We start from the raw sequence: 24,833 nt of genomic DNA on the forward strand, positions 1-24,833 counted from the left end.
TCCCTTTGGGTTTTCAGAAGAGATCGGTGAGGGGGAGGCCTGCGAGGAGGGGCGCGGGGTGTGCTGTTTCGTCGGTTGCGGTGACTTCAGCGAGCGCGGCGGTGAGGCCTTCGGGTGTGGAGATGTCGGTGCTGGGGGCAGGGATTGCCCGAATTTCGAGGCCGCCTTCGCCCGGCTCCTCGATCACGGTGCCGGACCATTTGCGCGCCGTGCGTGCCGGGACGACGAAGATGTAATAGGCATCCCAGCCCGGCTGCGGATCAAGGGTGAGCAGTCGCAGCCCGTGAGCATCAAAGACTGGCGCGTAATGGGCCCAGACCACGGGCATGGCGCTCCATTCCTCGGCGTAAATGGCCTCGTCGGCGATGATCTGTGCCCGGTCGGGGCGCTCGGTGACGCCGTGGTGTTCCAGCATGGCGTTGAATTGCGGGCAGACCTGTTCGCAGCCGTCTTTCCAGTCGAAATAGGCGGCGCGAGGATAGTCCCAGCTAAAAGCCTCTATGAGATACCAAGCGAGGGTCACGGAACGGGAGCCGCCATCCTCCAGTGCCACGCCGGTTTTGGCCTCGATGGCCTCCGGCGTGTCGCCGCTCTCGATGGCGCGGGCGACCCGGATGGCTGAGCCATCGTTGCCGGTAATAAGGCGGGTGAGCTTGACGCGGGGCGGGTCAAGCACGCCCTGACGCCACATGTAGAGCGGTGGCGGGGCGAGGAGCGGCAGAGAGGCGGCCAAGGCGATGAGCGAGAGCGCCCCGCTGGCGGCGGCGCGGTCTGGAATGTCAGACATCCAGATCCACCCAGACAGGCACGTGATCGGAGGGTTTTTCGCGGCCGCGCACATCTTTTTCGATCCAGCAGTCGCGCAGGGTGTCGGCGGCTTGTGGGGTGAGCAGGAAATGGTCGATGCGGATGCCGTCGTTCCTGTCCCACGCGCCGCGCTGGTAATCCCAGAAGGAGTAGTGGCCGGGGCCGCGGGTACGGGCGCGGAAGGCTTCGGTGAAGCCGAGGTTGTTCAGGCTGCGCCACTTGGCGAGGCTTTCGGGGTGGAAAAGCGCATCGCCGACCCAGGCCTCGGGGCGGGCGGCGTCTTGCGGGGTGGGGATGATGTTGTAATCGCCGGCCATGAGGGCGGGCTGCTCATCGGCCATCAAGGCGCGGCCGCGCTCGATCAGCCGGTCCATCCACGCCAGCTTGTAGCGGAACTTCTCGCTGTTGCCGTCTTCTACCGGGTTGCCGTTGGGCAGGTAGAGGCCGCAGAGGCGCAGCGCGGTGCGCTCGCCGATGACGGTGGCCTCGATCCAGCGGGCCTGTTCGTCGGCATCGTCGCCGGGCAGGCCGCGGGTGACATCTTCCAGCGGGAGTTTGGACAGAATCGCCACGCCGTTGAAGCCCTTTTGGCCGTGGGTTTCGACCTGATAGCCGAGATCTTCGAAGTGCTCGCGGGGGAAATTTTCATCCACCGATTTGATCTCTTGCAGCAGAGCGACATCGGGGGCGCTTTCGGTCAGCCAATCGGTGACCGCGCCGATGCGGGCTTTTACGCCGTTGATGTTGAAGGTGGCGATTTTCATGGGGCCCTCCGCGCTTGCCGGGCCTTTCTGCCCCAAGGGGCGCGGATGCACAATGCGTGCGGGAACCTCCGGGGGCGCGGAGGGTTGGTTTGGCGAAACGCCCGAGTGGCGGCCCCTGAAATTTAGAAGGCAGGTAGAATGTTCGGCACCATCTTTGGCCAGCGGGCCACATCAACCCCACGCATCGAAACCCGCCGCGAGGCGATTGACCGGCTGCTCACCGACCTGAACACGGCGATCGACTTTTTGCCGGAGAAGCCGGTGGTGAAGGTGCATCCGGGCACCGGGCATATTGAGCTGGAGCTGCCCGAGGTTGAAGAGGACCGGACGCGGCATCTGGCGTGAGGGCGGCGTGACCGGCTTGTAGGAAGGTGGGCAGATTGCCCACCCTACGCGGGTCAGAGGCCCGTGATTACATCGAAAAGCTTGTGCCGCAGCCGCAGGAGCTTGTGGCGTTGGGGTTTTCAATGATGAAACGCGCGCCGATCAGCTCTTCGGAGAAGTCGATGGTGGCGCCTTCTAGGAAGGGCAGGGACACTTCGTCGACCACCACTTTCTGGCCGCCCTCCTCAAGCACGAGGTCGTCGGCGGCCGGTTCATCCAGCGTGATCTCATATTGGAAGCCCGAGCAGCCGCCGCCTTCGACGGCCACGCGCAGGGCCTTTGGGGCCGCGTCGATCTCGGCGAGGCGGGCGTAGGCGCGGGGGGTGACTTTGGGTGGCAAGGTCAGGGTCATCGGGTGCATCGCTTTCCGGTTACGTTTCAAATATATGGGGCGCAGAGGCGGGCGACAAGGCAGGGTCGCTCACGATTGGACGAGAAGGGGCAGGAATGCGCGCCAAATACGCATGTGATCCGGAGGCGAGCCGAGGGCGGCTCTTTCCCGAGGAGGAGAGCCATTTTCGCTCTCCGTTTCAGCGCGACCGCGACAGGATCATCCACGCCAGCGCGTTCCGGCGGCTGAAGCACAAGACGCAGGTGTTCGTGGAACATGAGGGCGATCACTTTCGCACCCGGCTGACGCATACGCTGGAGGTGGCGCAGGTAGGGCGCACGATTGCGGGCACGCTGGGGCTGAACATCGAGCTGACGGAGGCGGTGGCGCTGGCGCATGACCTTGGCCACACGCCCTTTGGCCACACCGGCGAGGATGCGCTGGCCGAGCTGATGGCGCCGCATGGCGGGTTTGACCACAATGCGCAGGCGATCCGCATCGTTACCTCGCTGGAGCGGCATTATGCGGAGTTCGACGGGATCAACCTGACGTGGGAGAGCCTTGAGGGCATTGCCAAGCATAATGGGCCGGTGGAGGGAGATCTGCCCTACGGGCTGGCGGAATATGCCAAGTTGCAGGACTTGGAGCTTCACACCCATGCCAGCGCCGAGGCGCAGGTGGCCGCGCTGTCAGATGACATTGCCTATAACAACCACGACCTGATGGACGGGTTACGCGCGGGGCTGTTCACCGATGCCGATCTGGAGGAGTTGGCGCTGACGGCGGAAAGCTACCGCCAGGTAGACCAGATTTATCCGGGGCTTGAGTTCAAGCGGCGGCGCTATGAGGCGCTGCGGCGGGTGTTTGGCGTGATGGTGGAAGATGTGATTGCCGTCAGCCGAGCGCGGTTGGAAGACGCGCAGCCAAAGTCGGCCCAGGAGGTGCGCGAGTTGGGCTATCCGGTGGTGGATTTCTCCGATGATCTGAAGGGGCGGATTACCGAGGTGCGGGAATTTCTGTTTCACCGGATGTATCGCGCCCCGGCGGTGGTGGAGATGCGCAGCAAGGTGACGAAGGTGGTGGAAGAGCTGTTTCCGCTCTTCATGTCCCGCCCCGAGTTGCTGCCCGATGAGTGGCAGAAGGATGTGGGAGAGGCGCAGGGCAAGACAGCGCTGGCGCGGATCGTGGCCGATTACATCGCCGGGATGACCGACCGCTTTGCCCTTCAGCAGCATGAGAAGCTGCTGGGGTGAGGCTCAAAGCGGCTGACGGGTGCCGCGCAGCCAGAGCCATGCGGTGACCAGCATTGTCAGCGGCACGGCGAGGCTTGCGCCCAGCCAGCCGAGCGAGGCGGCCAGTGCGCCACCAATGGTGATGCCGCCGGTGCGCAGCAGCTCAAGAGCGGTGGTTGGGCTGAACGGCGGATAGCCCATGGCATCGGCCAGCGCGGGCAGCAGGGCCGCGAGGCCGAGCAGGGTGGCGCAGGCTATGTTGATGCGGCTGCGGGGCTGGGCGAAGAGCAGGCAGGCGAGCGCGCCGAGGCAGAGCAGCAGCGGCAGCGGGCCGAGCAGGTGGTTGGCGGGTTCGGAGGAGAACAGCGCATCGGCCAGCGCTGTGAAGCGTTGGGAGGGGTCGGTTATCATCAACGCGGCCCCGGACAGCGGCAGGCGGGCAACCATCCACGGCAGAGCCCAGAGGGCGGCGAGAGCGATGAGCCAGGGGCGGGAGGCCTCGGGCAGCAGGGCTTTGCGGTGCAGGGTAACGGCGAGCAGCAGGAGGAGTGCCAGCAGCGCTGCGCCGGTGGACAGCGGGGAGAGGCCCGCGGTGTGGGCAACATCGGCCAGCACCAGCAGGGCGAGGGCGGCGAGCGCCGCGAGTCGCGCGCCGCGTTGGGGCAGGCGCAGGGCCAGCGCGGCGGTCAGCACCAGCGGGCCGGCGATGCCGATGATCGCGCCGAGGGACATGACGGCGATTTGCAGGGCATAGGCATCGCGGGCGACGAGTTCGAACTCGCTGCGGGTGGATAACCAAATATTGGCCACCGCGATGAGCGCCACGGCTCCCGAGGCCAGATGCGCGCCGATCCGCGCGCCGTTGCCCGAGCCGGGGGCGGGCGCGGCCTGTGGCAGGACGGCGGCGATCAGCATGGAGAGCAGCGAAATGGCCAGCGTTGCGCCCTGCACGATCCGGAAGGGCAGCCCCTCGAACTGGTAGAGCGGCGGCTGCGGCATGACCATCTCGCGTGGGATGGTGAGGAGCAGCAGGCTTAGCCCGGCAGAGGCGAGGGCGAGGGCGAGGCAGAGCCGCAGGGCGATGTGGCTGGGGGCGAAGTCTTTCATGCGGTGGGTCCGGTTTTTCGACGGGCGCGGAGGGCGGCGATGGCGAGCCAGATGAGGCCTGCGAGGATGAGCAGGGCCGCGAGGGTGCCGGTGATCTCGGTGATGGTGTTGACGGTCCGGAAGGTTTCGGGAGCATCAATGTAAAGCCGTGGCGTTATCTGCATCGAGAGCCAGTAGGCGGGCAGCAGTGTGGCGGAGGAGGTGAGGGCCAGAAGCGTGCCATGGGCCCAGCCGAAGCGCTGGCTGGCAGCGCGGCCCACGGCATGGGCGAGGCCGAAGAACAGCAGGAACATTAGGAAGATCCTGTATCCATATACCGCAGTGGACACGACGTAATAGGTGTCATGGAAGGCCCGGTCGACGGGCTGCCTAGGTCTGAGATCTACGAGGAAGGGTGAGAGCTGCACGAGGGCGGCGAGGCAGCCTGTGGCGAGCCAGGGCAGGCCGGGCGCGCGCCAAGGCGCGGCGAAGAGCGCGAGGCCGAGGATGGCCAGCGTGCCGCAGATGAGCGGCGCCAAGGGAGAGAGCGGGGCCGTGAGGCCGGCGGCGAGGGTGAGGCCGGCGATGGCCCATCCCGCCGCCACGCGCCCGGTGGCCCGACCGGCGAGGGCGAAGGCGGCAGCGAGCGGCAGGAGGCCGAAACAGGCGGAGGTGATAGCGATGTACGCGCGGGAGAACGCGTCTAGTGGGGTGCTCTTTGGGGCATAGAGCGTCCAGCCGGTGGCGGGGCTCGGGGAGGTGCGCAGGTATTCGATCAGCGGCGTGGGGAGCCAGACCAATGCGGGCAGGGTGAGCACAAGCAAAGTTGCCCCCCAGCGCACCGGTCCGCGCAGCGCGAGCCCCAGCAGCAGCGCGGTGAGCGCCATCGGCACGCCCCAATGCAGGTAATACTGGCTAAGGTCACTCGTCATGCCTGCCTTCTAGCAAGCGGCACGCCCGGCGCAAGCCGTGCTTGACCCTTGCGGGCGGGGTGGTAGAGACGCGGGCATACGAGAAGGACCGACGAGATGAACCTGTTTGCCGATATTCGTGCGCTGGTGGTGGCCGAGCTTGAGGCCATGATGGCGGAGGGTGCTTTGCCCGAGGGGCTGGAGCTTGCCAATGTGACGGTGGAGCCGCCGCGCGATGCGGCTCATGGCGACATGGCAACCAATGCCGCGATGGTGTTGGCCAAGCCCGCCAAGGCCAACCCGCGCGAGATTGCTGCCAAGCTGGCCGAGCGGCTGGCGAATGATCCGCGCGTGGCGCAGGCGGAGATCGCCGGGCCGGGGTTTATCAACCTTTCGCTTGCGGGGGAGGTCTGGGGCGGTGTGGTGAAGGCTGCGCTGGCCGATCGCTCCTCCTATGGTCGCTCCGATCTGGGCGATGGCAAGCGAGTGAACGTGGAGTTCGTCTCGGCCAACCCGACGGGTCCGATGCATGTGGGGCACACGCGGGGCGCTGTCTTTGGCGACGCGCTGGCGAGCCTGCTGGCCTATGCGGGCTACGAGGTGACGCGGGAGTATTACATCAACGATGGCGGCGCGCAGGTGGATGTGCTCGCCCGCTCGGTTTACCTCCGTTACCTCGAAGCACACGGGCAGGAAGTGGCCTTTGAAGATGGCACCTATCCGGGTGACTACCTGATCCCGGTTGGAAAGGCGCTGAAAGACAAGGTGGGCGATGCCTTTGTGGGTAAGGGCGAGCAGTTCTGGCTGGAAGAGGTGCGCGATTTTGCCACCGAGGCGATGATGGGGCTGATCCGCGAAGACCTGAAGGCGCTTGGCGTCGAGATGGATGTGTTCTTCTCGGAAAAGGGGCTTTATGGCACCGGCAAGATCGAGGCCGCGATTGACGACCTGAAGGGCAAGGGCCTGATCTACGAGGGCAAGCTGAAGCCGCCCAAGGGCAAGCTGCCCGACGATTGGGAAGCGCGGGAGCAGACGCTGTTCAAGAGCTCCGAATACGGCGATGACGAGGACCGCCCGGTGCAGAAGGCCGATGGCAACTGGGCCTATTTTGCCCCCGACATCGCCTATCACTACGACAAGGTGCAGCGCGGCTTTGACGAGCTGATCGACATCTTCGGGGCCGATCATGGTGGCTACGTCAAGCGGATGAAGGCGGCCGTGGCGGCGCTGAGCGAAAACCGCGTGCCGCTGGATGTGAAGCTGATCCAGCTGGTCAAGCTCTTCAAGGATGGGCAGGAGTTCAAGATGAGCAAGCGGGCGGGCACCTTTGTGACCCTGCGCGACGTGGTGGACGAGGTGGGCGCGGATGTGACCCGCTTTGTGATGCTGACCCGCAAGAACGATGCGCCGCTGGATTTCGACTTTGCCAAGGCTCTGGAGCAGAGCAAGGACAACCCGGTGTTTTACGTGCAATACGCCCATGCCCGCGTGCGTTCGGTGATGCGCAAGGCCGAGGCGGAGGGCTGGAAGCTGGACCCGGTGACCATGCTCGACCAAGACCTCGACACGCTGCACGAGGCCGAGCTGCCGGTGGCGCGCAAGCTGGCCGAATGGCCGCGTCTGGTGGAGATTGCCGCGCGGGGCCATGAGCCACATCGGATCGCCTTTTACCTCTACGAATTGGCGCAGGCCTTCCACGCGCTGTGGAACCGGGGCAACGACACGCCGGAGCTTCGGTTCTTCCAGGAGGGCAACGAAAGCGCGTCTTTGCCGAAAATCGCCATGGCGAAGGCCGTTTCCGTTGTCATTTCGTCCGGTCTTGGTATCTTGGGTGTAACCCCGGCGGAAGAGATGCGCTGAGCCTTTCAGGCCCGCGCCACTGATCGGGGAGGCAGGCAAGCGAGCCCAGCCCCGAAAAGAGGGCGGGCCGAGAGAGCGAGGCGAGCATGGATCATCGACCCATGAATCAGGTCGTGTGGGAGCCGGAAGGCCCTGTACAGCAGGCCCATGAGTACTATCAGGACGAGATTGACGCCGGGCCCGGACGGGGCGCGGCAGCCGCGAAGGCGGTGAACGTGGCGGGCGCGGCGATGAGCCTTGCGCTGATCGTCGGGCTGGCTGTTTGGGGCTATCGGATCGTGGTGCGTGACGTCACCGGCGTGCCGGTTGTGGCGGCGATCGACGGGCCGATGCGGATTGCGCCGGAAGACCCGGGCGGCGAGGTGGCTGACCACACCGGGCTTGCGGTGAACGATGTGGCCGCCGAGGGCGAAGCGGCAGATTTGCCCGAAGAGATCACCTTGGCCCCCGGCCCGGCGACGCTCAGCGAGGAAGATCTGCCGCTGGCCGCGATGGTGCAGCGCGAGGTAGAGGCCGCCAAGGTTGCCGTAGAGGAGGCGACCCCCGCCAGCGAGGCCGAGGATGGCGACTTGGTGGAGCCCGAGATTGCGGTGGCTGCCAGCCTGCCTGATGACGTGGACCCGAACGACCCTGTTGCCGTTGCGCTGGCGCTGGCCGGGCAGGTGAGCGAGGGCGCAGAGCCGCTTGCAGCCGCTGCGCCGGAGGCCGAGCCCGAGGCCGTTGATCCGCAAAAGGCCAAGCTGGCCAAGCTGCCCGGCGTGAAACGCTCGCTGCGTCCGCGCCTGCGCCCGGCGGGCCTGAAGGCCCCCGCGCCGGGTGCGGCGGAGCCGGACGCCAGCAGCACCACCGTTGTGCCCGAGAGGGCCGAGGTGGCCCGCGCCGATATCGTCCCCGCTGGCACGCGGCTGGTGCAGCTTGGCGCCTTCGAGAGCCCCGAAGAAGCGGCCCGTCTTTGGGCGCGGCTTGCAGGGCAGTTTGACAGCCTGATGGTGGAAAAGAGCCGCCTGATTATGGAAGCCGAGAGCGGCGGGCAGACCTTTTATCGTCTGCGGGCGCAGGGCTTTGCCGACCTTAGCGATGCCCGCCGGTTCTGCGCGGCACTGGTGGCTGAGAAGGCCGAGTGCATTCCCGTGGTTGCTCGGTGAAGCGTCCTGCACGGCTTTCGCCCTACATCTTCGGTTGTGACGGGCTCGAGGTGACGCCGGATGAGGCGGCGCTGTTTGGTGATGTGCAGCCCTTCGGGTTTATCCTGTTCAAGCGCAATATCGCGCATCCCGAGCAGGTGAAGGCCCTGACGGCGGGCCTGCGCGAAGCGGTTGGCTGGCAGGCGCCGATCTTCATTGATCAGGAGGGCGGCCGGGTGGACCGGATGGGCGCGCCCCATTGGCGTGAGTGGCTGCCGCCGCTGGATGAGGTTGCGCGTGTTGGCCCTGATCGGGCAGCGCGGGCGATGGAGCTGCGTTACAGGCTCATTGCCGACGATCTGCGCGCGGTGGGGATTGATGGCAACTGCGCGCCGATGGGCGATATTGCCCATGCCACGACCCACCCGGTGCTGCGCAATCGCTGTTACGGGGAAAGCCTTGAAACGGTTGTCAAATCCGCCCGCGCCGTGGCCGATGGCCTGTTGGCGGGCGGGGTGCTGCCGGTGCTCAAGCATATCCCTGGCCACGGCCGCGCGACGATGGACAGCCACCTTGAGCTGCCCCGCGTTTCCGCCTCCGCCGAGGAGTTGCGCGTTACCGATTTTGCCGCCTTCGAAGCGCTGAACGATCTGCCGCTCGGGATGAGTGCCCATATCGTCTATGAGGCGCTTTCGGAGCGGGCGGCGACGGTGGACCCGGTGATGATTGAGCTGATCCGCGAGGAGATTGGCTTCAAGGGTCTGCTGATGACCGATGATCTCAGCATGGAGGCGCTGGAGGGCACGCTGCCGCAGCGGGCCGAGGCGGCGCTGGCGGCGGGCTGTGACGTGGTGCTCTATTGCAAGGGGGTCTTCAGCGAGCTTACGGCGCTGGCCGGGATTGCCGAAGATATGAACGAAACAAGCCTTTCGCGGGTGGATGCCGCCTTGGAAGCCCGCCGCACGCCTGATAGCATCGAGCGCAGTGCAGTAGAGGCCGAGTATGAGGCCGTGTTGAAAGGGCAGGCGGCAGATGGCTGAAGATGGGGCCACGGGCTTTGGCGACGTATCCGACCGGCTGGCCGCCGAGGCGCTGATCGTTGACGTCGATGGCTTTGAAGGCCCGCTTGACCTGCTGCTGACGCTTGGCCGCACGCAGAAGGTGGACCTGCGCAAGGTTTCTATCCTGCAACTGGCCGAGCAATATCTGGCCTTCGTGGAGAAGGCCAAGGAGCTGCGCATCGAGCTGGCCGCCGATTATCTGGTGATGGCCGCTTGGCTGGCCTTTCTGAAATCCAAGTTGCTGCTGCCGCCGGACCCTTCGGAAGAAGGCCCGAGTGGCGAAGAACTGGCCGCGCATCTGGCGTTTCAGCTGGAGCGGCTTTCGGCCATGCGCGACGTGGCCGCCAAGCTGATGGGGCGTGACCAGATGGGCCGCGATTTCTTTGCCCGGGGCGTACCCGAGAGCGTGGAGCGGGTGCGGCGTGTGACCTATACCGCCACGCTGATGGACCTGATGAAGGCCTATGCGCGGATCCGGACGAAAGACGAATTTCGCCCCTACATCATGGACCGGGAAAACCTGTTTACGATGGAGCAGGCGCTGGACCGGCTGCGCGGCCTGATCGGCTATGCGGGCGAGTGGACCAACCTGATGACCTACCTGCCGGAGGGCTGGGAGAATGACCCGCAGCGCCGCCGCAGCGCCACGGCGGCCACCTTTGCCGCCTCTCTGGAGCTGGTGAAGCACGGGCACCTGACGATCCGGCAGGAGCAGAGTTTTGCGCCGATCCAGATCAAGCTGAGGGAGGCGCCCCGTGGATAGGCCGGCGGTTGACCTGCCCGATGATCTGGAGCCGGTGGAGGAGAGCCTTTTTGAGGCCCCGCCCATGGGCGAGCAGGAGCGGATGGTGGAGGCGATCCTCTTTGCCAGCGCCGAGCCCGTGACGGTGGCCGAGCTGAATGCGCGGATGCCCCATGGGGCAGAGGCAGCGGTGGCGCTGGAGAACCTCGCCAAGCGCTATGAGGGCCGGGGTGTGGAATTGCGGAAGGTGGGTGAGGCATGGGCCATGCGCACGGCTCCCGATCTTGGCTTTCTGATGCAGAAGGAAACCGTGGAGACGCGCAAGCTCAGCCGCGCCGCTATCGAAACACTGGCCATCGTGGCCTATCACCAGCCCGTCACCCGCGCCGAGATCGAAGAGATCCGGGGCGTGAGCGTGAGCCGTGGCACGGTGGATCAATTGCTGGAGTTGGAGTGGATCCGCTTCGGCCGCCGCCGCATGACACCGGGCCGCCCGGTGACCTATGTGGTGACACAGGATTTTCTGGACCACTTCGGCCTGGAATCTGCCCGCGACCTGCCGGGGCTGAAAGAGCTTCGGGCTGCGGGCCTTCTCGACAGTCGCCCGCCGCCGGGCATGGTCGGGTTGGGAGACAGTGACGACGAGGCGGAAGACGAAGAAAATCAAGATGAACTTTTCAAAGAGGATTGAGACATGGGCGATATTTTCTCGCAAATCTGGCGCACGATCGTGATGCAGTTTTCGAACAAGGCGCGCCACGCGATGAACAGCAAGCTGAGCCAGGGCATGAATTCGGCCCAGGACGGGCTGATGGGCAAAGGCAAAAAGGGCGACGAGTGAACGCTGGTCGACTGATAAACATGGCGCTGCGGATGCTGATGCGCGCGCAGCGCCAAAAGGCCCGTAAGGGCGGTGCCAAGTCCGGCATGAAGCAAGGCCCCGGGCCGAACAAGGGCACAGGGCGCAAGCTGCGCTCTGCCCTGCGCATCGGGCGGATGTTTGGCCGTTTCTAGGCTGGTGGGCAGATTGCCCACCCTACAGCTTGACCGCCCCCCGGTGGCGCGATAGGGCGTGGCCACCATGGCCCGCGCCCCGCTTCTGCAACTCTCCGACATTTCGCTCACCTTCGGCGGAAACCCCGTTTTTGAAGGCGTGGGTCTGACCGTGCAACCCGGCGACCGAGTGGCGCTGGTGGGCCGCAATGGCTCGGGCAAATCGACCTTGATGAAGGTGATGGCCGGCCTCGTGGAGGCCGATGCGGGCGAGGTGGTGGCCAGCCCCGGCGTGCGGGTCGGCTACATGGAGCAGGAGCCCACGATGGAGGGCTTTGCCACGCTTGGCGAATTCGCCGTGAGCGGGTTGGACCCGGGCGAGGCCTGGCGCGTGGAAGCGGTGGCCGAGGGGCTCAAGTTTGGCCTCGATACGGCGGTTGAAGCGGCCTCGGGCGGTGAGCGGCGCCGGGCCGCGCTGGCCAAGCTTCTGGCGGAAGCGCCGGAGCTGATGCTGCTGGACGAGCCCACCAACCATCTGGATATCGAGGCGATTGCGTGGCTGGAGCGGGAGCTGAGCAGCACCCGTGCGGGCTATGTGCTGATCTCCCACGACCGTGCCTTTCTGACCGCGCTGACCCGCGCCACGCTTTGGATCGACCGGGGCGTGGTGCGGCGGCAGGAGCAGGGGTTTGCCAGCTTCGAGGCGTGGCGCGACAAGCTCTGGGAAGAGGAAGACACCGCCCGGCACAAGCTGGACCGGAAGATCAAATCAGAGGCGCGATGGGCGGTGGAAGGCATCTCCGCGCGGCGCAAGCGCAACATGGGCCGGGTGCGTGCGCTGCAGGAGCTGCGGGCCGAGCGGGCCGGACAGATCCGCCGCAAGGGCGTGGCCGCGCTGGAGTTGGAAGAGGGCAACAAGAGCGGCAAGGTGGTGCTGGAAGCGCAAGGGATTGCAAAGCGTTACGGCGAGAAGCTGATCTTGCGGCCCTTCGACATCAAGCTTACCCGTGGCGAGCGCGTGGCCTTCGTTGGCCCCAATGGCGCGGGCAAGACGACGTTGATCAACATGCTGATCGGCAAGACCGCCCCCGATGAGGGGCGCATCAAGATGGGCCATGGCGTTGAGATGGCGGTGTTTGACCAATCTCGCGCCGCGCTCGACCCCGAGGCCAGCCTTTGGGAGAACCTCGCGGGCGATCCGGCGATGCGGGTGAGCGGGCAGGCCGACCAGGTGATGGTGCGGGGCCAGCCCAAGCATGTGGTGGGCTATCTCAAGGAATTCCTGTTTGACGAGGCGCAGGCCCGCGCGCCGGTGCGCTCGCTCTCGGGGGGCGAGAAGGCGCGGCTGCTGCTGGCCCGGCTGATGGCGCGGGAGAGCAACCTGATGGTGCTCGACGAGCCGACCAACGATCTGGATATTGAAACCCTGGATCTGCTTCAGGAGGTGCTCGGCGACTACCCCGGCACGGTGCTGCTGGTGAGCCACGACCGGGACTTCATCGACCGTGTCGCCACCCGCTCGGTGGTGCTGGAGGGCGAGGGCCGCGCCACCACCTACGCAGGGGGCTGGAGCGATCTTGTGGCGCAGGGCGGTGGCACGTGGCAGCGCTCGACAGGCCCGGCCCGGCAGGCCACCCGCGTGGCCGAAAAGCCCGCCCCGGAAAAGCCGCGCGCGAATGGGCTCAGTTTTACCGAGAAGCACCGGTTGGAGGCGCTGCCCGCCGAGATCGAGCGGCTGGAAGCCGAGATTGCCAAGCTGACAGAGCTGATGAGCGACCCGGAGCTTTTCACCCGCGAGCCGGTGAAATTCAAGAAGGCGACCGAGGCGCTTGCCGAGCGGCAGGCAAAGCTCTCCGCCGCCGAGGACGAGTGGCTCGCGCTGGAGGAAAAGGCCTCGGCCTGAGCCCCTTTCGGGTGCAGTCCACGGCCGAGAACCAGAGCGCCAACTCTGTGCATTTTCTTGCTGTAAATACTCCCACGGGGGTGTGGGGGTGTGAAACCCCCACTCCGACACTAGCCGCCCACGATCCGCCCCGGCACGGCTTCCACCACCTGACCGCCAGCGGCGCGGGCGTCTTCCTCGTCATGGGTGACCATCAGCACCGGCAGCCCGCGCGACCGGGCCCTGTCGAAGACCAGCCCGCGCACCTCGGCGCGGCGGGCGGCGTCGAGGCGGGAGAAGGGCTCGTCCAGCAGCAGGGCACCGGGCTCGGCAAGCAGGGTGCGCATCAGCGCCACGCGGGCCTGCTCGCCACCTGAGAGCGTGGCCGGGTCACGGGGGCCGAAGCCAGGCAGGCCGACATCTGCCAGCGCCTCTTCAATCGCGGCGCGGCGGGCCGCGCGGGGGCCGGGGGGCAGGGCGAAGGCGAGGTTGCCGGCAACGGAGAGGTGCGGAAACAGCAGGCTTTCCTGAAACAGGATGCCGAGGCGGCGGTGCTCGGGGTGCAGGGTTGTGATATCCGCGCCGTCGAGCTTGGCCGTTCCAGCGGCGCTGAGCGGCGGAGTCAGGGTGCCGGTGAGGGCGGCGAGCAGGGCGGATTTGCCCACGCCGGAGGGGCCCATGAGGGTGAGCACCTCGCCCGGTGCGATGTGAGCCGTGAGGCCGAGCAGGCAGGTGTCGCCCAGCATCACCTCCAGCTCGTCGAGCGTCAGGCCATTATCCACCGCGCATCCCCCGTCGATTGGCAAACATCAGCCGCGGCAGTGCCAGCGCGAGGGCGAAGGGCAGCAGCGCGGCGGCGGTTTGGGCTAGGGCATAAGCCCCGATCGCCCGCCGGTCGCCGCCCGAGGTCAGCGCGACGGCTTCGGTCGTCAGCGTTGTCACCCGTCCGCCTCCCAGCAGCAGCGTCGGCAGGTATTGCCCGACGGAGACTGCAAAGCCCACCGCAAAGGCGGTGAGCAGCGGGGCCAGAAGCAGGGGCAGGCGGAGGCGCCAGAAGCGGCGGTTTGGCCCCGCGCCAAGGGTGGCGGCGGCGGTGAATGTGCGGGGATCAATGGCATGGAACGGCCCGGCAAGGGCGATGAGCGTGTAGGGCAGCACGAAGGTGAGGTGTGAGAGCACCACCGGCCAGAGCCCTTCGCGCAGGCCGAAGGTGAGCATCAGCACCTGAAGGCCGGGGAGGAAGGCGATTTGCGGGATCAGCAGGGGCAGGTAGAGGATGAGCCGCCCGGCGGGGCCCATGCGAAAGCCATGCCGCGCCTCGGCTTCGAGGCAGCCGGTGACCAGCACCAGCGCAAGCAGTGCGGCGAGGCTGGCGATGAGCAGGGTGGTGAGCGCGATGGGGGCGAGCATGGGGCCGTGGCGCTGCCATGTGCGCAGCGAGAGCGCATCGGGCAGCGCGTCGGGAAAGCCCCAGAAGCCCGCGAAAGACCAGATCGCCTGCGACGCGAGGCCCGCGAGCACCGAGAGGGCAACCGCGAGGCCAAGGGCGAGGCCGAGCGCCCGCAGCGCGGCGTTGGGGCCGGGCAGGCGGTAGCCCGACATGGCAAGCGCGGTGCCAGCGCGGGCGGCCAGCGCCTCCGCCCCGCGCCAAAGCGCGAGGGCACCAAGCACGAGGGCCAGTTGCCAGAGCGCCCCGGCAGCCGCGACGGCGCGTAGCGAGAGGTCCGGGTCTGACATCCAGCGGGTGATCTGCACCGAGAGGGTGGGCGGGGTATTTGGCCCAAGGATCATGGCCACATCGACGACCGACATGGAGTAGGCCAGCACCACATAGACCGGCAGCCGCACCTGCGCGTAGTGCGCCGGAAAGGCGACCAGAAGCCAGCCGATGGCGCGGGGGTAGCCGAGGGTGGTGGCCACGCGGGCGTGGGCGTCTGATCGGGTCTGGCTGCGGGCGGCGAGGAGCATGAGCAGCAGAAAGGGCACCTCTTTGGCCGTTAGCCCGGCGATGAGGGCCAGCCCGGCGCTGTCTTGCACGATCAGCCAGTCGGGCGGGCGGTCCCAGCCGGTGAGCCAGGGCGAAAGGGCGCGGGCGATCCAGCCTGACGGCGCGATCAGGAAGGCCAGCCCGAAGGCGGCGGCGGCATGCGGGACGGAGAGCAGCGGCGAGAGCAGGCGATGCAACAGCGCGAAGGCGCGGGTGCCCTGCCAGCCCGCCGCGATGAGCGCGGTGATGGCCAGCGAGAGCGCGGTGGCGGCAAAGCCGGTGGTGAGAGAGAGGCGGGTGGCGGAGCCGATCCCGGGCCAGTCCATGAGCCGGGAGAAGGGCGCGGGGCCACCGGACGCGGCCATGTATCCCAGCGCGGGCGCGATGGTAAAGAAAAGCCCCAGCCCCACCGGCAGGGTCAGCAGCGCCACGGTGAGCGCGGGCAGGGTATAGCGGGGCAGGGGCATGGCGAGGGCGCTCATCCGCCATTCGAGGCGTCTTCGCGGGGGCGAAGAGGGCCCGAAGGGTGCGACGAGCCGCTTGGTCTCACTCTTTCACGCCGTGCTTGGCGATCCAGTCTTCGGTGAGCTTGGTCATCCACGAGGGGTGCGGCTCGGGCAGGGCCTTGCCAAGCTCGGCGGGCGAGAGGGTGGCTGGCCCCAGATCGAGCGCGTCAAAGGTGGCGCGGCTTTCTTCGGGCAGCTTGTCCATAGACAGAACCGTGCCATAGCCCAGCACCGCCGGGTCTTGCGCCCGCGCCTGCGCCTCTGGCGACATCAGGAAATCGGCCACCACCATCGCCCCGGATTTGGCCGAAGAGTTGTAGGGGATCGCCACGAAGCTCGCATTGCCGAGGGTGCCGCCGTCGAGCACATAGGTGCGCGCCGTGGGCGGCAGCTCGTTGTTGGCGATGGCGGTAGAGGCCTCGCCCGGCGAGAAGGAAATGGCGATATCCACCTCGCCATCCGCGATCAGTTGCAGCTGGCGCGGGCCGGTCTGCGGGTAGGCGCGGCCTTGGCGCCAAAGGTTGGGGGTGAGCTCTTCGATGAAGGTCCAGAGCGCCGCCGTCGCCGCCTCGTAATCGGCCTCCTCGACGGGCTTGGAGAGCGCCGGGTCATCGCCGTTCAGGTCGATCAGCGCTTGCTTGAGGAAGGTGGAGCCGAGAAAATCGGGCGGCTGTGGAAAGGTGAAGCGCCCGGGGTTGGCCTTGGCCCAATCCAGCAGCGCCGGCATGGATTTGGGCGCTTCGGGCACGCGGGCCTCGTCATAGATGAAGACAACCTGCGCCATCGCCCAGGGCGCCTCGTAGCCTTCGACGGGCAGGGTGAAATCTGTTTGCACGTCCTTGTTTTCAACATCGACATATTGCCAGTTCGGCAAGGCTTCCGCGAAGGGGCCAAAGAGCAGATCCTGCCCCTTCATCGAGGCGAAGTTGGGCCCGTTGATCCATATCATATCAACCGCGCCGCCCTCGTTCTGGCCCGCCTGCTGCTCGGAGAGGACGCGGGAGACGGCATCGGCGGTGTCCGAGAGCTTCACATGTTCGAGCGTGACGCCGTAGTCTTCCTTCACCCGGCTTGCGACCCAGTCGATGAAGGCGTTGGTGGTGGTCGAGCCGCCCCATGCGTTCCAATAAACCGTCTGCCCCTCGGCAGCCTCCAGCACGGCCTGCCACTCGTCCGTCTGGAGCCCGTCAGCAAGGCTTTCCGGGTCAGGCCCGGCGAGGGCGGGCGTGGTCAGCGCGAGGGTGAGCGCGAGGCTGAGGGTGGTGGCTTTGGTCATTTGGTCTCCTCCCCGGAGAAGGTGTGGTGGGCGAGTAGCACCCGGCTGATGGCAGTGACGAGGCAGAGGCCGCCAAAGGCCCATGCCAGCGGGTTGAACAAGTGCGGCAGCGCGCAGAGGGCACAGAAGAACACGATGGTTTCGGTGCCCTCCAGCAGGCCGCCGGTGAAATAGAGCGTTTTGGCGCCGCGCGATGTGGTTTGCATCTTCGCGCGCTCGGCCAGCACGGCATAGCCGAGGAAGGTGGAGCCGTTGATGTAGAAGCTCGCCAGCAAAAAGGCCCCCGCCGCGCCATTGGTTTCCGGGTCGGCGAGGACGAAGGCCAGCGGCACGGCGGCGTAGAAGGCGAAATCGGCGCAGATGTCGAGGTAGCCGCCGAAGTCTGTCTTGGTGGTGGCGCGCGCCACCGCGCCATCAAGACCGTCCGCGAGGCGGGAGGCGAGGAGCGGCACGAGGGCGAGGAGGGGCCAGCCCGCCCAGATCAGCGCGGCGGCAAGCAGACCGAGCGCGAGCCCGGCCAGCGTGACGTGATCGGCCTTCCAGCCGCGCGCGGCCAGTGCTGCCCCCGCCCGGTTCAGCGGCGGGTCGATCAGTTTGCGCGCGACGCCGTCGAGCATAATGCAAGCCATCCCCATGGTTTCAGGGGGTTATGGCGTGAGCCGCGTCTGCCTGGCAACCGGCTATAACAGCGCGTGACGTGTTTGTGAGAGCGGGTGCGTGCGGCGCCTACCACTTGCCCGAGGCACCGCCCCCTTCAGACTTGCCGCCGCCGGTCTTGGCCGTGGAGGAGGATTTGCTCTTTTTCGAGATCGTGTAGCGCTCGGTTGAGCTGTGGCCGCAGGCGCCGCAGGTGGTGATCTTCTCGCCCACGCCGGTGGAGGTTTCGGTAGAGTCCTGCACCGTGCGGCGGGTGATTTCGACCTGCCCCTTGGCGCCGCAGCTTTCGCAAACCCGGTTGGCCTTGGCCTGCTTTGACTTGAACACGACAAAGCCGATCAGCGCGACGATGGCCGCGCCGATGCCACCCATGATCGCACCGCCACTGCCGCCGCCTTCGCCCTCAGCTTCGCCGCTCGCCGCCGCCGTCTCACCGCCCGAGGCGGAGGCTGGGGTGGCGTAGGGGGTAGCGATGCGGGCGATGACGGCCTGCGTGCCCGCCACCACGCCATCGCCATAGCGATCTTCGCGGAAGGCGGGCAGCATCACCTCGTCGATGATCCGTGCGCTTTCCTTGCCGTAATCGGCCTGCAACCCGCTGCCCAGCTCGATGCGCACTTCACGGTCGGCGCGGGCGAGGAAGATGAGGATGCCATCGCCCTTTTCCTCATCGCCCAGTCCCCATTCATTGAAGAGCCCCGTGGTGAAGGCCTCCAGCCCATCGAAGCCGCCGTAATCGGCGGTGGACATGACGGTGACAACGGCCAGCTCGACGCCGGTGTTGGTTTTCACCTTGGCGATGGCCTCCGCCAGTTCGGTTTCCTGCACGTCCGAAAGCACGCCGGCTTCATCGAGCACATAGCTTGCGGGCAACTCTGGGTAGCTTTGGGCCATTGCGGCGGCGGGCAAGAGAATGAGGGCCAGAACGGCCAGAAGGAAATGGGCGGGGCGGAAAACGCGGAGCTGAAAAGTCATGGCGCGGATTTGGCCATGATCCTCAGCATCTGGCAAGAATTTTCAGGGCGTGAAGGGGGCGAGCGCGGCCTGGGCTTTCTTGGTTAGCCCGGCGCGGATGAGCGCGTAGCTGCTGCGCAGGCGCTCCTCCACCTCGGCGTCATCGACGAGGCCCCAGGGCAGCCGCACCCAGCTGCGGTGAAAATACGGAGCCTTGACGCCGTGCCCGGCCTCGATCACCAGCTGGGCCGTCTCGATGCTGTTAGTCTTCACGCTGACGCCGTCGCCCATCGCGCCGATGCAGGCAAACATCTTGCCGCCCACTTTCCAAGCGTCATGCCCGCCACCCCATGGGTCGGAGACCTCCGCGCCGGGGAAGGCCTTGCAGATCTTGTTCACCCGATCTCTGTCCATGCTCCACCTTGTTCATTTTCTTGCTGTAAATACTCCCACGGGGGTGTGGGGGTGTGAAACCCCCACTCCGAGCTCAGCCGCCGGTGGCACCCTTTTCGATCAACTCCTGCACCTGCCCGCCCGCGATAGTTCGGGCCAGCGGGGTGAAATCGCCCTCTGCCAGCATCGCCTCTGCGGCGTCGAAGATCACCCGATGGGTGGCGCGGGCGAGGGCGGACCCAAGCGAAACGCGCGCTACCCCGGCGGTGGCGAAATCGCTGAGGCTTGAACCGGTGAAGGGCCCCGCGGCCAGCGCGTTCACCGGCTTCTTTGTGGCGGCGCAGATGCGGGCGAGGTCTGCCATCGTGGGGGGAAGAGGCACATAGATGCCGTCGGCCCCGGCCTCGTCGAAGGCGATCACGCGGGCCAGCGCCTCTTCCATGTCGTAGACGCCGTTTATTACCCCGTCGGCGCGGGCGACGAAGAAGAAATCGCGCCCAAGAGATTGCGCCGCGCTGGCCCCGGCACGCATGCGTTCGGTGGCAAGTTCTGCGGGGTAGGGCAGGGTGTCGGGGTAGCTCATGTCTTCCACGCAGATGCCCGCCAGCCCCGCCTCGGCGGCGAGGCGCACGGTTTCGGCCACGGTCTCTGGGTCATCGCCAAAGCCGTTCTCGAAGTCGCCCTGCACCGGCAGATCGGTGGCGGCGACGATCTCTTCGGCATGGGCCAGCGAGGCATCGCGGGTGAGTGCGCCCATGTCACGGCTGCCCTGCACGAAGGCCAGCGCGGCCGAGGAGGTGGCCAGCGCCTTTGCCCCCATGCCCGCCAGCATCCGGGCCGAGCCGACATCCCAGACATTGGCGATTATGAACGGATCACCCGGCACATGCAGGGCGCGGTAGCTTTCGAATTTGTCCATCGTGATCTCCCTCTTTGGCCGCAGGCTGAACCGCCGCCCGGGGGTGGCACAAGAGGCTTGGCAGGGGGCGGGTGGGCTGCTACTGACATCTCATGACCCGCGCCGCGATCATCATCTGCTGCATTATCCGCTGACATCGTCACGCGGGCCCGGTCTCTTTTCTCGATAGGATGAAGTTGCTAAGGCCCGCGGGGACACCCGAGGACCGACCATGAACATCTATCTGCATAATACGAAAACCCGGAAGAAAGAGCTTCTGGAGCCGGTCACGCCGGGACGGGTGGGCATGTATGTTTGCGGGCCGACGGTTTATGACCGGGCGCATATCGGCAATGCCCGGCCTGTGATCGTGTTCGACGTGCTGTTCCGGCTGCTGCGGCACGTCTACGGGGCGGAAAACGTGCGCTATGTGCGCAACTTTACCGACGTGGATGACAAGATTATCGCGCGGGCCGAGGAATCTGGCCGCGAGATCGGGCAGATCACCGAGGAGACGAGTCGGTGGTATCTGGAGGATATGGCCGCCGTCGGGGCGCTGGAGCCCACCGACATGCCGCGCGCGACCGAGTGGATTGGCGCGATGGTGGAGATGATCGAGGGGCTCATTTCGGGCGGCCATGCCTATGCGGCGGAGGGGCATGTGCTGTTTCGCGTGCGCTCGTATGAGGCTTATGGCGCTTTGTCGGGCCGCTCGGTGGATGACATGATCGCCGGGGCGCGGGTGGAAGTGGCGCCCTATAAGGAAGACCCGATGGACTTCGTGCTGTGGAAGCCCGCGAAGGAGGGCGAGCCGGGGTGGGATTCGCCCTGGGGCAAGGGCCGGCCCGGCTGGCACATCGAATGCTCGGCCATGGCGGATGCGCTGCTGGGCAAGAGTTTTGACATTCATGGTGGGGGGAACGACCTAATGTTTCCGCATCATGAGAACGAGATTGCGCAGAGTTGCTGCGCCCACCCAGAGGGCGAGTTTGCCCGGATCTGGATGCACAACGAAATGCTTCAGGTGGAGGGCAAGAAGATGTCCAAGAGCCTGGGGAACTTCTTTACGGTCAGGGACTTGCTGGATCAGGGCGTGCCGGGGGAGGTGATCCGGTTTGTGTTCCTGGGGACGCATTACCGGAAGCCGATGGACTGGACGGAGAAGAAGCGGGGGGAGGCTGTTAAGATTCTGGCCAAATGGACGGGTGCCTTGACAAATGGCCTGATAAATAAACGGCTTCCAGAGGGAGAGCCTGACCCTGAGATCCTTGAAGCGCTTGCGGATGACCTGAACACACCGCTTGCTTTGGCTCGTATGCACGAATTGTTCAAAGGCGCTCGGAGCGATGATGGCAAATTAGCGAGTTTCGCAGCCAACCTGCGGCTCTTGGGTTTCATGGAGGACTACAACCTCGGCGCTTCCAAAGTTTGGTCAGAGAAAATGGCTAAAGCGATGCATCCCGCCCTTCAGACTTTGGAAGCTCGTCTGACGGAGCTTAGAAGTACAGCCATGCAAACCAAAGACTTCTCTGCGGTCGATGAACTGAAGGCGGCGCTGATCGAGGCCGGGGTCGAGGTGAAGATGAGCAAGCTAGGCGTTGATCTGGTAATGAAGCCGGAGTTTGACCCGGCGAAGCTGGAGAGTTTGGCATGAACTTCCAGGTTCAGAGCGAGGCCAGCGCCCGGCCCGCGCGGGGCGGGGTAGATCTGAGCGTGGCATCGCCGTTGTGGGCTCCGTCATCGTTGCGCGTGACGTCAAAGAAGCGCCCGCCCCGTGGGGGGGCGGGTCGGGCGCTGGCCGCCGGTGGCGGCCGGGTGCTCTGCGGGGGTGTTGCGCCATGACCGAACGGCTTTATCTCTACGACACTACCTTGCGGGACGGGCAGCAGACGCAGGGGGTTCAGTTTTCGCTGGACGAGAAACAGGAGATTGCGGCGCTTCTGGATGGGCTGGGCGTGGACCATATCGAGGGCGGCTGGCCGGGGGCGAACCCGACGGACTCGGCGTTTTTTGAGGCCAAGCCGCAGCTTAGGGCCACCTTCACCGCCTTCGGGATGACCAAGCGGGCCGGACGGTCGGCGGAGAATGACGAGGTGCTGGCTTCGGTGCTCAATGCGGGCACGCCTTCGGTTTGTCTGGTGGGCAAGACCCATGATTTCCACGTCACCGATGCGCTGGAGATCACGCTGGAGGAGAACGTGGAGAACATCCGCGCCTCGGTGGCGCACATCGTGGCGCAGGGGCGCGAGGCGCTGTTTGACGCGGAGCACTTCTTTGACGGCTACAAGGCCAACCCGGCCTACGCGCTGGAGTGCCTGAAAGCCGCGCTGGAAGCCGGGGCCCGCTGGGTGGTGCTTTGTGACACCAATGGGGGCACTCTACCCGGAGAGATTTACCAGATCGTAAAGGATGTAATCGAGGCCGGGGTTCCGGGAGATCATCTGGGGATCCATACCCATAACGACACCGGCAATGCAGTGGCGGGCAGCCTTGCGGCGGTGGATGCGGGGGCGCGGCAGATTCAGGGCACGCTTAACGGCCTTGGCGAGCGCTGCGGCAATGCGAGCCTGACGACGCTGATCCCGATCCTGCTGCTGAAAGAGCCCTATCGCAGCGCCTATACGACGGTTGTGACGGAGGAGAGCCTTGCACGGATGACGCTGATTTCGCGCAAGCTGGATGACATCCTCAACCGCGTGCCGATGCGCGCCGCGCCCTTTGTTGGGGCCTCGGCCTTTGCCCATAAGGCGGGGCTGCATGCGAGCGCGATTTTGAAGAACCCGACGACGTATGAGCACATCGAGCCGGAGCTGGTGGGTAATGCGCGGGTGATCCCGATGAGCAACCAGGCGGGCACCTCCAACCTGAAGCGGCGGCTGGCAGAGGCCGGGCTGGAGGCGGAGAAGGACCAGCTTGCGGCGATTTTGAACACCATCAAGGCACGGGAATCGCAGGGGTTTTCTTACGACACCGCGCAGGCGAGCTTTGAGCTTCTTGCCCGCCGCGAGCTTGGGCTGCTGCCCGAGTTCTTCGACGTGGAACGCTACCGGGTGATCTCGGAGCGCCGCCGCAATGCCAAGGGGCAGATCGTGGTGGAAAGCGAGGCGGTGGTGGCGGTGAGCCTGCCGGGCGGCGGGCTGACGACCAATTACTTCAAGAACGAGCACCCCGAAGAGATGCAGGATGCCGGGCCGGTGCACGCGCTGTGGAACGCGCTGATCGCCGATCTGGGGCCCTATGCGGGGCGGCTGGAGGGGATGCGGCTGGTGGACTTCAAGGTGCGCATCACCAATGGTGGCACCGAGGCGGTGACGCGAGTGATCATCGACAGCGAGGATGCATCCGGGCGGCGCTGGAGCACGGTGGGGGTGAGCGCCAACATCGTGGATGCCAGCTTTGGCGCGCTGATTGATGCGGTGACATGGAAGCTGGTGCAGACCGGCGCGGAGTTGCGAAAGGTGGGAGAGTGAGCGCTTTTCTGGAGCTCTTCGCCTCGGTGCCACGGCAGGGCCCGGGACTGGCCAAGGACGTGGCCTGGGCCGTGGCTGAGGCGGGGTCCGGGGAGGCCGCGAAGGTGTGCGACGCGGGCTGCGGCACGGGCGGCGATACCGAGGCTTTGCTGGCGGCCATGCCGGGCGCAAACATCGTGGCCTGCGACAAGGAAAACACGCTGCTGGAGGCCGCGAAGGCGCGGCTGGCCGGGGAGGCGCGGGTGCGTGTAGGGCCGGGTGACCTTGCCGCGCTGGAGACACTGCCGGAAGCGCCGTTTGACTTTATTTGGTGCGCCGGGGCGATCTATTTCTTGGGCACGGTCAATGGGTTGCGCGGGTTTCGCAAGGCGCTGCGTGCGGGCGGGGCGGTTGCGTTTTCGGCGCCGGTCTACTTTCGCTCTGATGCGTCGGTAGATGCGCGGGCCTTCTGGATGGATGTTCCGGTTCCGACGGAAGCGGAGTTGCGGGCAGAGGTAGCCGAGGCGGGCTATGAGTTGATCGCCGACCGCCCGCTGAGCAACGCGGCATGGGCGGCGCTCTATTCGCCGCTGAAGGCCGAGATCGCCCGGCGGCGGGACGCGGGGGCAACGCCGGAAATGGAAAGCGTTTTGGCGGCGATGGAGCAGGAAATGGCGCTGTGGAGCCGGGTGAAGCGGGAGACCGGCTATCAACTGGTCGTGGCGCGCCGTCCATGAGCTTGCAGGCCTGTGCAGATTTGGTGGCCCGCTCCGGGCGTGAGGGCTTTGCCGCCATAATGGCTGCGCCGGTCGAGGCGCGGAAGATTCTTTTTCCTGTTCAGGCCTTTGCACTGGAGGTGGCACGTGCGCCATGGGCCAGCGAAGAGCCGATGATTGCGCAGATGCGGCTGCAATTCTGGCGCGACGTGCTGGAGGAGGCAGAGGCCGGGAAGGCACGGGCGCATGAGGTGGCTGCCCCGCTTGCAGAGGCGGTGAAGGCCGGGGTGCCGGTTGCGCCGCTGATGGCCTGCGTGGATGCGCGGGAGTGGGATGTGGGGCGTGAGCCCTTTACCGATGAGGCGGCCTTCTGGGGCTACCTTGATGCCACGGGCGGCGGGCTTGTCTGGGCGGCTGCGGCGGCTCTTGGCGCGGGGGCGGAGGCCGAAGAGGGCCTGCGCCACTGGGGCCGGGGCGCGGCACTGGCGCGGTATTTTCAGGCGGTGCCGGAGCTGGAAAGCCGGGGCCGCTACCCACTGGTGGATGGTCGGCCCGAGGCGGTGAAAGCGCTTGCAAAACAGGGGCTTGTTGAGATGACTTCAGGTGCGGAGTGGCGCGGGAAACTCGGCAGTGAAGCCTCTGCGACGATGCTGACCGGGGCCATGGCACCGGTGCTGCTGCGCAAAGCAATCAGCGCGCCCGGCCGGGTGGCTGCGGGCGCGCTGGGGATGAGCGAGTTTCGCCGCCGGTTCCGCCTGATGCGGATGGCGGCGACGCCGGAATGGCGGATGTAAGCTTCGGCCTTTAACGCCTTGGCTTT

At 66.2% G+C, this 24,833-nt stretch carries 26 protein-coding genes; 14 read left to right on the plus strand and 12 right to left on the minus strand.

Annotation, left to right across the window (positions count from 1 at the left end):
* Positions 1-13: 13 nt before the first annotated feature.
* Complete coding sequence (locus ACXAG6_RS12105) at positions 14-787, minus strand: DUF6630 family protein (protein WP_475337821.1); 774 nt, start codon at positions 785-787, stop codon at positions 14-16.
* Complete coding sequence (xth, locus tag ACXAG6_RS12110) at positions 780-1,571, minus strand: exodeoxyribonuclease III (RefSeq protein ID WP_475337822.1); 792 nt, start codon at positions 1,569-1,571, stop codon at positions 780-782. The genes ACXAG6_RS12105 and xth overlap by 8 nt, the downstream gene beginning before the upstream one ends.
* 138 nt (positions 1,572-1,709) lie before the next feature.
* Between xth and ACXAG6_RS12115 the strand changes: the two genes are divergently transcribed.
* Positions 1,710-1,916: a hypothetical protein gene (locus ACXAG6_RS12115; protein WP_140014442.1), complete on the plus strand. Its 207-nt coding sequence runs from the start codon at positions 1,710-1,712 to the stop codon at positions 1,914-1,916.
* Positions 1,917-1,983: 67 nt separating this feature from the next.
* Here ACXAG6_RS12115 and ACXAG6_RS12120 read toward each other — a convergent pair whose 3' ends face one another.
* Positions 1,984-2,301: a HesB/IscA family protein gene (locus tag ACXAG6_RS12120; protein WP_140016101.1), complete on the minus strand. Its 318-nt coding sequence runs from the start codon at positions 2,299-2,301 to the stop codon at positions 1,984-1,986.
* A gap of 101 nt (positions 2,302-2,402) precedes the next feature.
* Between ACXAG6_RS12120 and ACXAG6_RS12125 the strand changes: the two genes are divergently transcribed.
* Complete coding sequence (locus tag ACXAG6_RS12125) at positions 2,403-3,539, plus strand: deoxyguanosinetriphosphate triphosphohydrolase (protein ID WP_475337823.1); 1,137 nt, start codon at positions 2,403-2,405, stop codon at positions 3,537-3,539.
* Between the two features lie 3 nt (positions 3,540-3,542).
* Here the strand turns inward: ACXAG6_RS12125 and ACXAG6_RS12130 are convergent, their stop codons facing one another.
* Positions 3,543-4,625: a hypothetical protein gene (locus tag ACXAG6_RS12130; protein ID WP_475337824.1), complete on the minus strand. Its 1,083-nt coding sequence runs from the start codon at positions 4,623-4,625 to the stop codon at positions 3,543-3,545.
* On the minus strand, positions 4,622-5,536 hold the full coding sequence (locus ACXAG6_RS12135) for a hypothetical protein (protein ID WP_475337826.1): 915 nt from the start codon (positions 5,534-5,536) through the stop codon (positions 4,622-4,624). The genes ACXAG6_RS12130 and ACXAG6_RS12135 overlap by 4 nt, the downstream gene beginning before the upstream one ends.
* A 96-nt stretch (positions 5,537-5,632) precedes the next feature.
* Here ACXAG6_RS12135 and argS point away from each other — a divergent pair, with 96 nt between their 5' ends.
* The 8 genes from argS (at position 5,633) to ACXAG6_RS12175 (ending at position 13,198) form a co-directional block, all read left to right on the plus strand.
* The gene (gene argS, locus ACXAG6_RS12140) at positions 5,633-7,375 is read left to right on the plus strand and encodes an arginine--tRNA ligase (RefSeq protein WP_475337827.1); all 1,743 of its coding nucleotides are present in this window, start codon (positions 5,633-5,635) and stop codon (positions 7,373-7,375) included.
* Positions 7,376-7,476: 101 nt separating this feature from the next.
* Entirely contained in the window at positions 7,477-8,520 is a 1,044-nt protein-coding gene (locus tag ACXAG6_RS12145) for an SPOR domain-containing protein (RefSeq protein ID WP_475337828.1), read from the plus strand.
* Positions 8,517-9,539, plus strand: a complete 1,023-nt coding sequence (locus tag ACXAG6_RS12150) for a glycoside hydrolase family 3 N-terminal domain-containing protein (protein ID WP_475337830.1) — start codon at positions 8,517-8,519, stop codon at positions 9,537-9,539. The genes ACXAG6_RS12145 and ACXAG6_RS12150 overlap by 4 nt, the downstream gene beginning before the upstream one ends.
* Positions 9,532-10,323 carry a segregation and condensation protein A gene (locus ACXAG6_RS12155; RefSeq protein ID WP_475337831.1) on the plus strand — a complete coding sequence of 264 codons (792 nt, stop codon included), beginning with the start codon at positions 9,532-9,534 and terminating at the stop codon, positions 10,321-10,323. Before ACXAG6_RS12150 ends, ACXAG6_RS12155 begins: the two co-directional genes overlap by 8 nt.
* A 64-nt stretch (positions 10,324-10,387) precedes the next feature.
* The gene (scpB, locus tag ACXAG6_RS12160; protein WP_475337954.1) at positions 10,388-10,993 is read left to right on the plus strand and encodes an SMC-Scp complex subunit ScpB; all 606 of its coding nucleotides are present in this window, start codon (positions 10,388-10,390) and stop codon (positions 10,991-10,993) included.
* A gap of 3 nt (positions 10,994-10,996) precedes the next feature.
* Positions 10,997-11,143: a hypothetical protein gene (locus ACXAG6_RS12165; protein ID WP_475337832.1), complete on the plus strand. Its 147-nt coding sequence runs from the start codon at positions 10,997-10,999 to the stop codon at positions 11,141-11,143.
* On the plus strand, positions 11,140-11,316 hold the full coding sequence (locus tag ACXAG6_RS12170) for a hypothetical protein (protein WP_475337833.1): 177 nt from the start codon (positions 11,140-11,142) through the stop codon (positions 11,314-11,316). The genes ACXAG6_RS12165 and ACXAG6_RS12170 overlap by 4 nt, the downstream gene beginning before the upstream one ends.
* Before the next feature lie 67 nt (positions 11,317-11,383).
* The gene (locus ACXAG6_RS12175; protein ID WP_475337834.1) at positions 11,384-13,198 is read left to right on the plus strand and encodes an ABC-F family ATP-binding cassette domain-containing protein; all 1,815 of its coding nucleotides are present in this window, start codon (positions 11,384-11,386) and stop codon (positions 13,196-13,198) included.
* Positions 13,199-13,308: 110 nt separating this feature from the next.
* Here the strand turns inward: ACXAG6_RS12175 and ACXAG6_RS12180 are convergent, their stop codons facing one another.
* The 7 genes from ACXAG6_RS12180 to ACXAG6_RS12210 form a co-directional block, all read right to left on the minus strand.
* On the minus strand, positions 13,309-13,959 hold the full coding sequence (locus ACXAG6_RS12180) for an ATP-binding cassette domain-containing protein (protein WP_475337836.1): 651 nt from the start codon (positions 13,957-13,959) through the stop codon (positions 13,309-13,311).
* Complete coding sequence (locus ACXAG6_RS12185) at positions 13,952-15,646, minus strand: ABC transporter permease (RefSeq protein WP_475337837.1); 1,695 nt, start codon at positions 15,644-15,646, stop codon at positions 13,952-13,954. Before ACXAG6_RS12185 ends, ACXAG6_RS12180 begins: the two co-directional genes overlap by 8 nt.
* A gap of 64 nt (positions 15,647-15,710) precedes the next feature.
* Positions 15,711-16,946, minus strand: a complete 1,236-nt coding sequence (locus tag ACXAG6_RS12190) for an ABC transporter substrate-binding protein (RefSeq protein ID WP_475337839.1) — start codon at positions 16,944-16,946, stop codon at positions 15,711-15,713.
* A complete protein-coding gene (locus tag ACXAG6_RS12195) occupies positions 16,943-17,563 on the minus strand; it encodes a CDP-alcohol phosphatidyltransferase family protein (protein ID WP_475337841.1) in 621 nt (206 codons plus the stop codon). Before ACXAG6_RS12195 ends, ACXAG6_RS12190 begins: the two co-directional genes overlap by 4 nt.
* Positions 17,564-17,672: 109 nt before the next feature.
* Positions 17,673-18,578, minus strand: coding sequence for a TPM domain-containing protein (locus ACXAG6_RS12200; protein WP_475337842.1), 906 nt, complete (start codon positions 18,576-18,578; stop codon positions 17,673-17,675).
* 42 nt (positions 18,579-18,620) lie between these two features.
* The gene (locus ACXAG6_RS12205) at positions 18,621-18,971 is read right to left on the minus strand and encodes an MmcQ/YjbR family DNA-binding protein (protein WP_475337843.1); all 351 of its coding nucleotides are present in this window, start codon (positions 18,969-18,971) and stop codon (positions 18,621-18,623) included.
* 73 nt (positions 18,972-19,044) lie between these two features.
* Positions 19,045-19,869, minus strand: a complete 825-nt coding sequence (locus ACXAG6_RS12210) for an isocitrate lyase/PEP mutase family protein (protein WP_475337845.1) — start codon at positions 19,867-19,869, stop codon at positions 19,045-19,047.
* 211 nt (positions 19,870-20,080) lie between these two features.
* On the opposite strand from ACXAG6_RS12210, the gene cysS reads away from it, so the two are divergent.
* The 4 genes from cysS (at position 20,081) to ACXAG6_RS12230 (ending at position 24,807) form a co-directional block, all read left to right on the plus strand.
* Positions 20,081-21,502 carry a cysteine--tRNA ligase gene (cysS, locus tag ACXAG6_RS12215; RefSeq protein ID WP_475337846.1) on the plus strand — a complete coding sequence of 474 codons (1,422 nt, stop codon included), beginning with the start codon at positions 20,081-20,083 and terminating at the stop codon, positions 21,500-21,502.
* A gap of 184 nt (positions 21,503-21,686) precedes the next feature.
* Positions 21,687-23,318: a citramalate synthase gene (gene cimA / locus ACXAG6_RS12220; protein WP_475337847.1), complete on the plus strand. Its 1,632-nt coding sequence runs from the start codon at positions 21,687-21,689 to the stop codon at positions 23,316-23,318.
* Positions 23,315-24,034: a class I SAM-dependent methyltransferase gene (locus ACXAG6_RS12225; protein ID WP_475337849.1), complete on the plus strand. Its 720-nt coding sequence runs from the start codon at positions 23,315-23,317 to the stop codon at positions 24,032-24,034. Before cimA ends, ACXAG6_RS12225 begins: the two co-directional genes overlap by 4 nt.
* On the plus strand, positions 24,031-24,807 hold the full coding sequence (locus tag ACXAG6_RS12230; protein WP_475337850.1) for a squalene/phytoene synthase family protein: 777 nt from the start codon (positions 24,031-24,033) through the stop codon (positions 24,805-24,807). The genes ACXAG6_RS12225 and ACXAG6_RS12230 overlap by 4 nt, the downstream gene beginning before the upstream one ends.
* Positions 24,808-24,833: the final 26 nt, after the last annotated feature.

The sequence above is a fragment of the Vannielia sp. ABF1_015 genome (assembly GCF_056160745.1).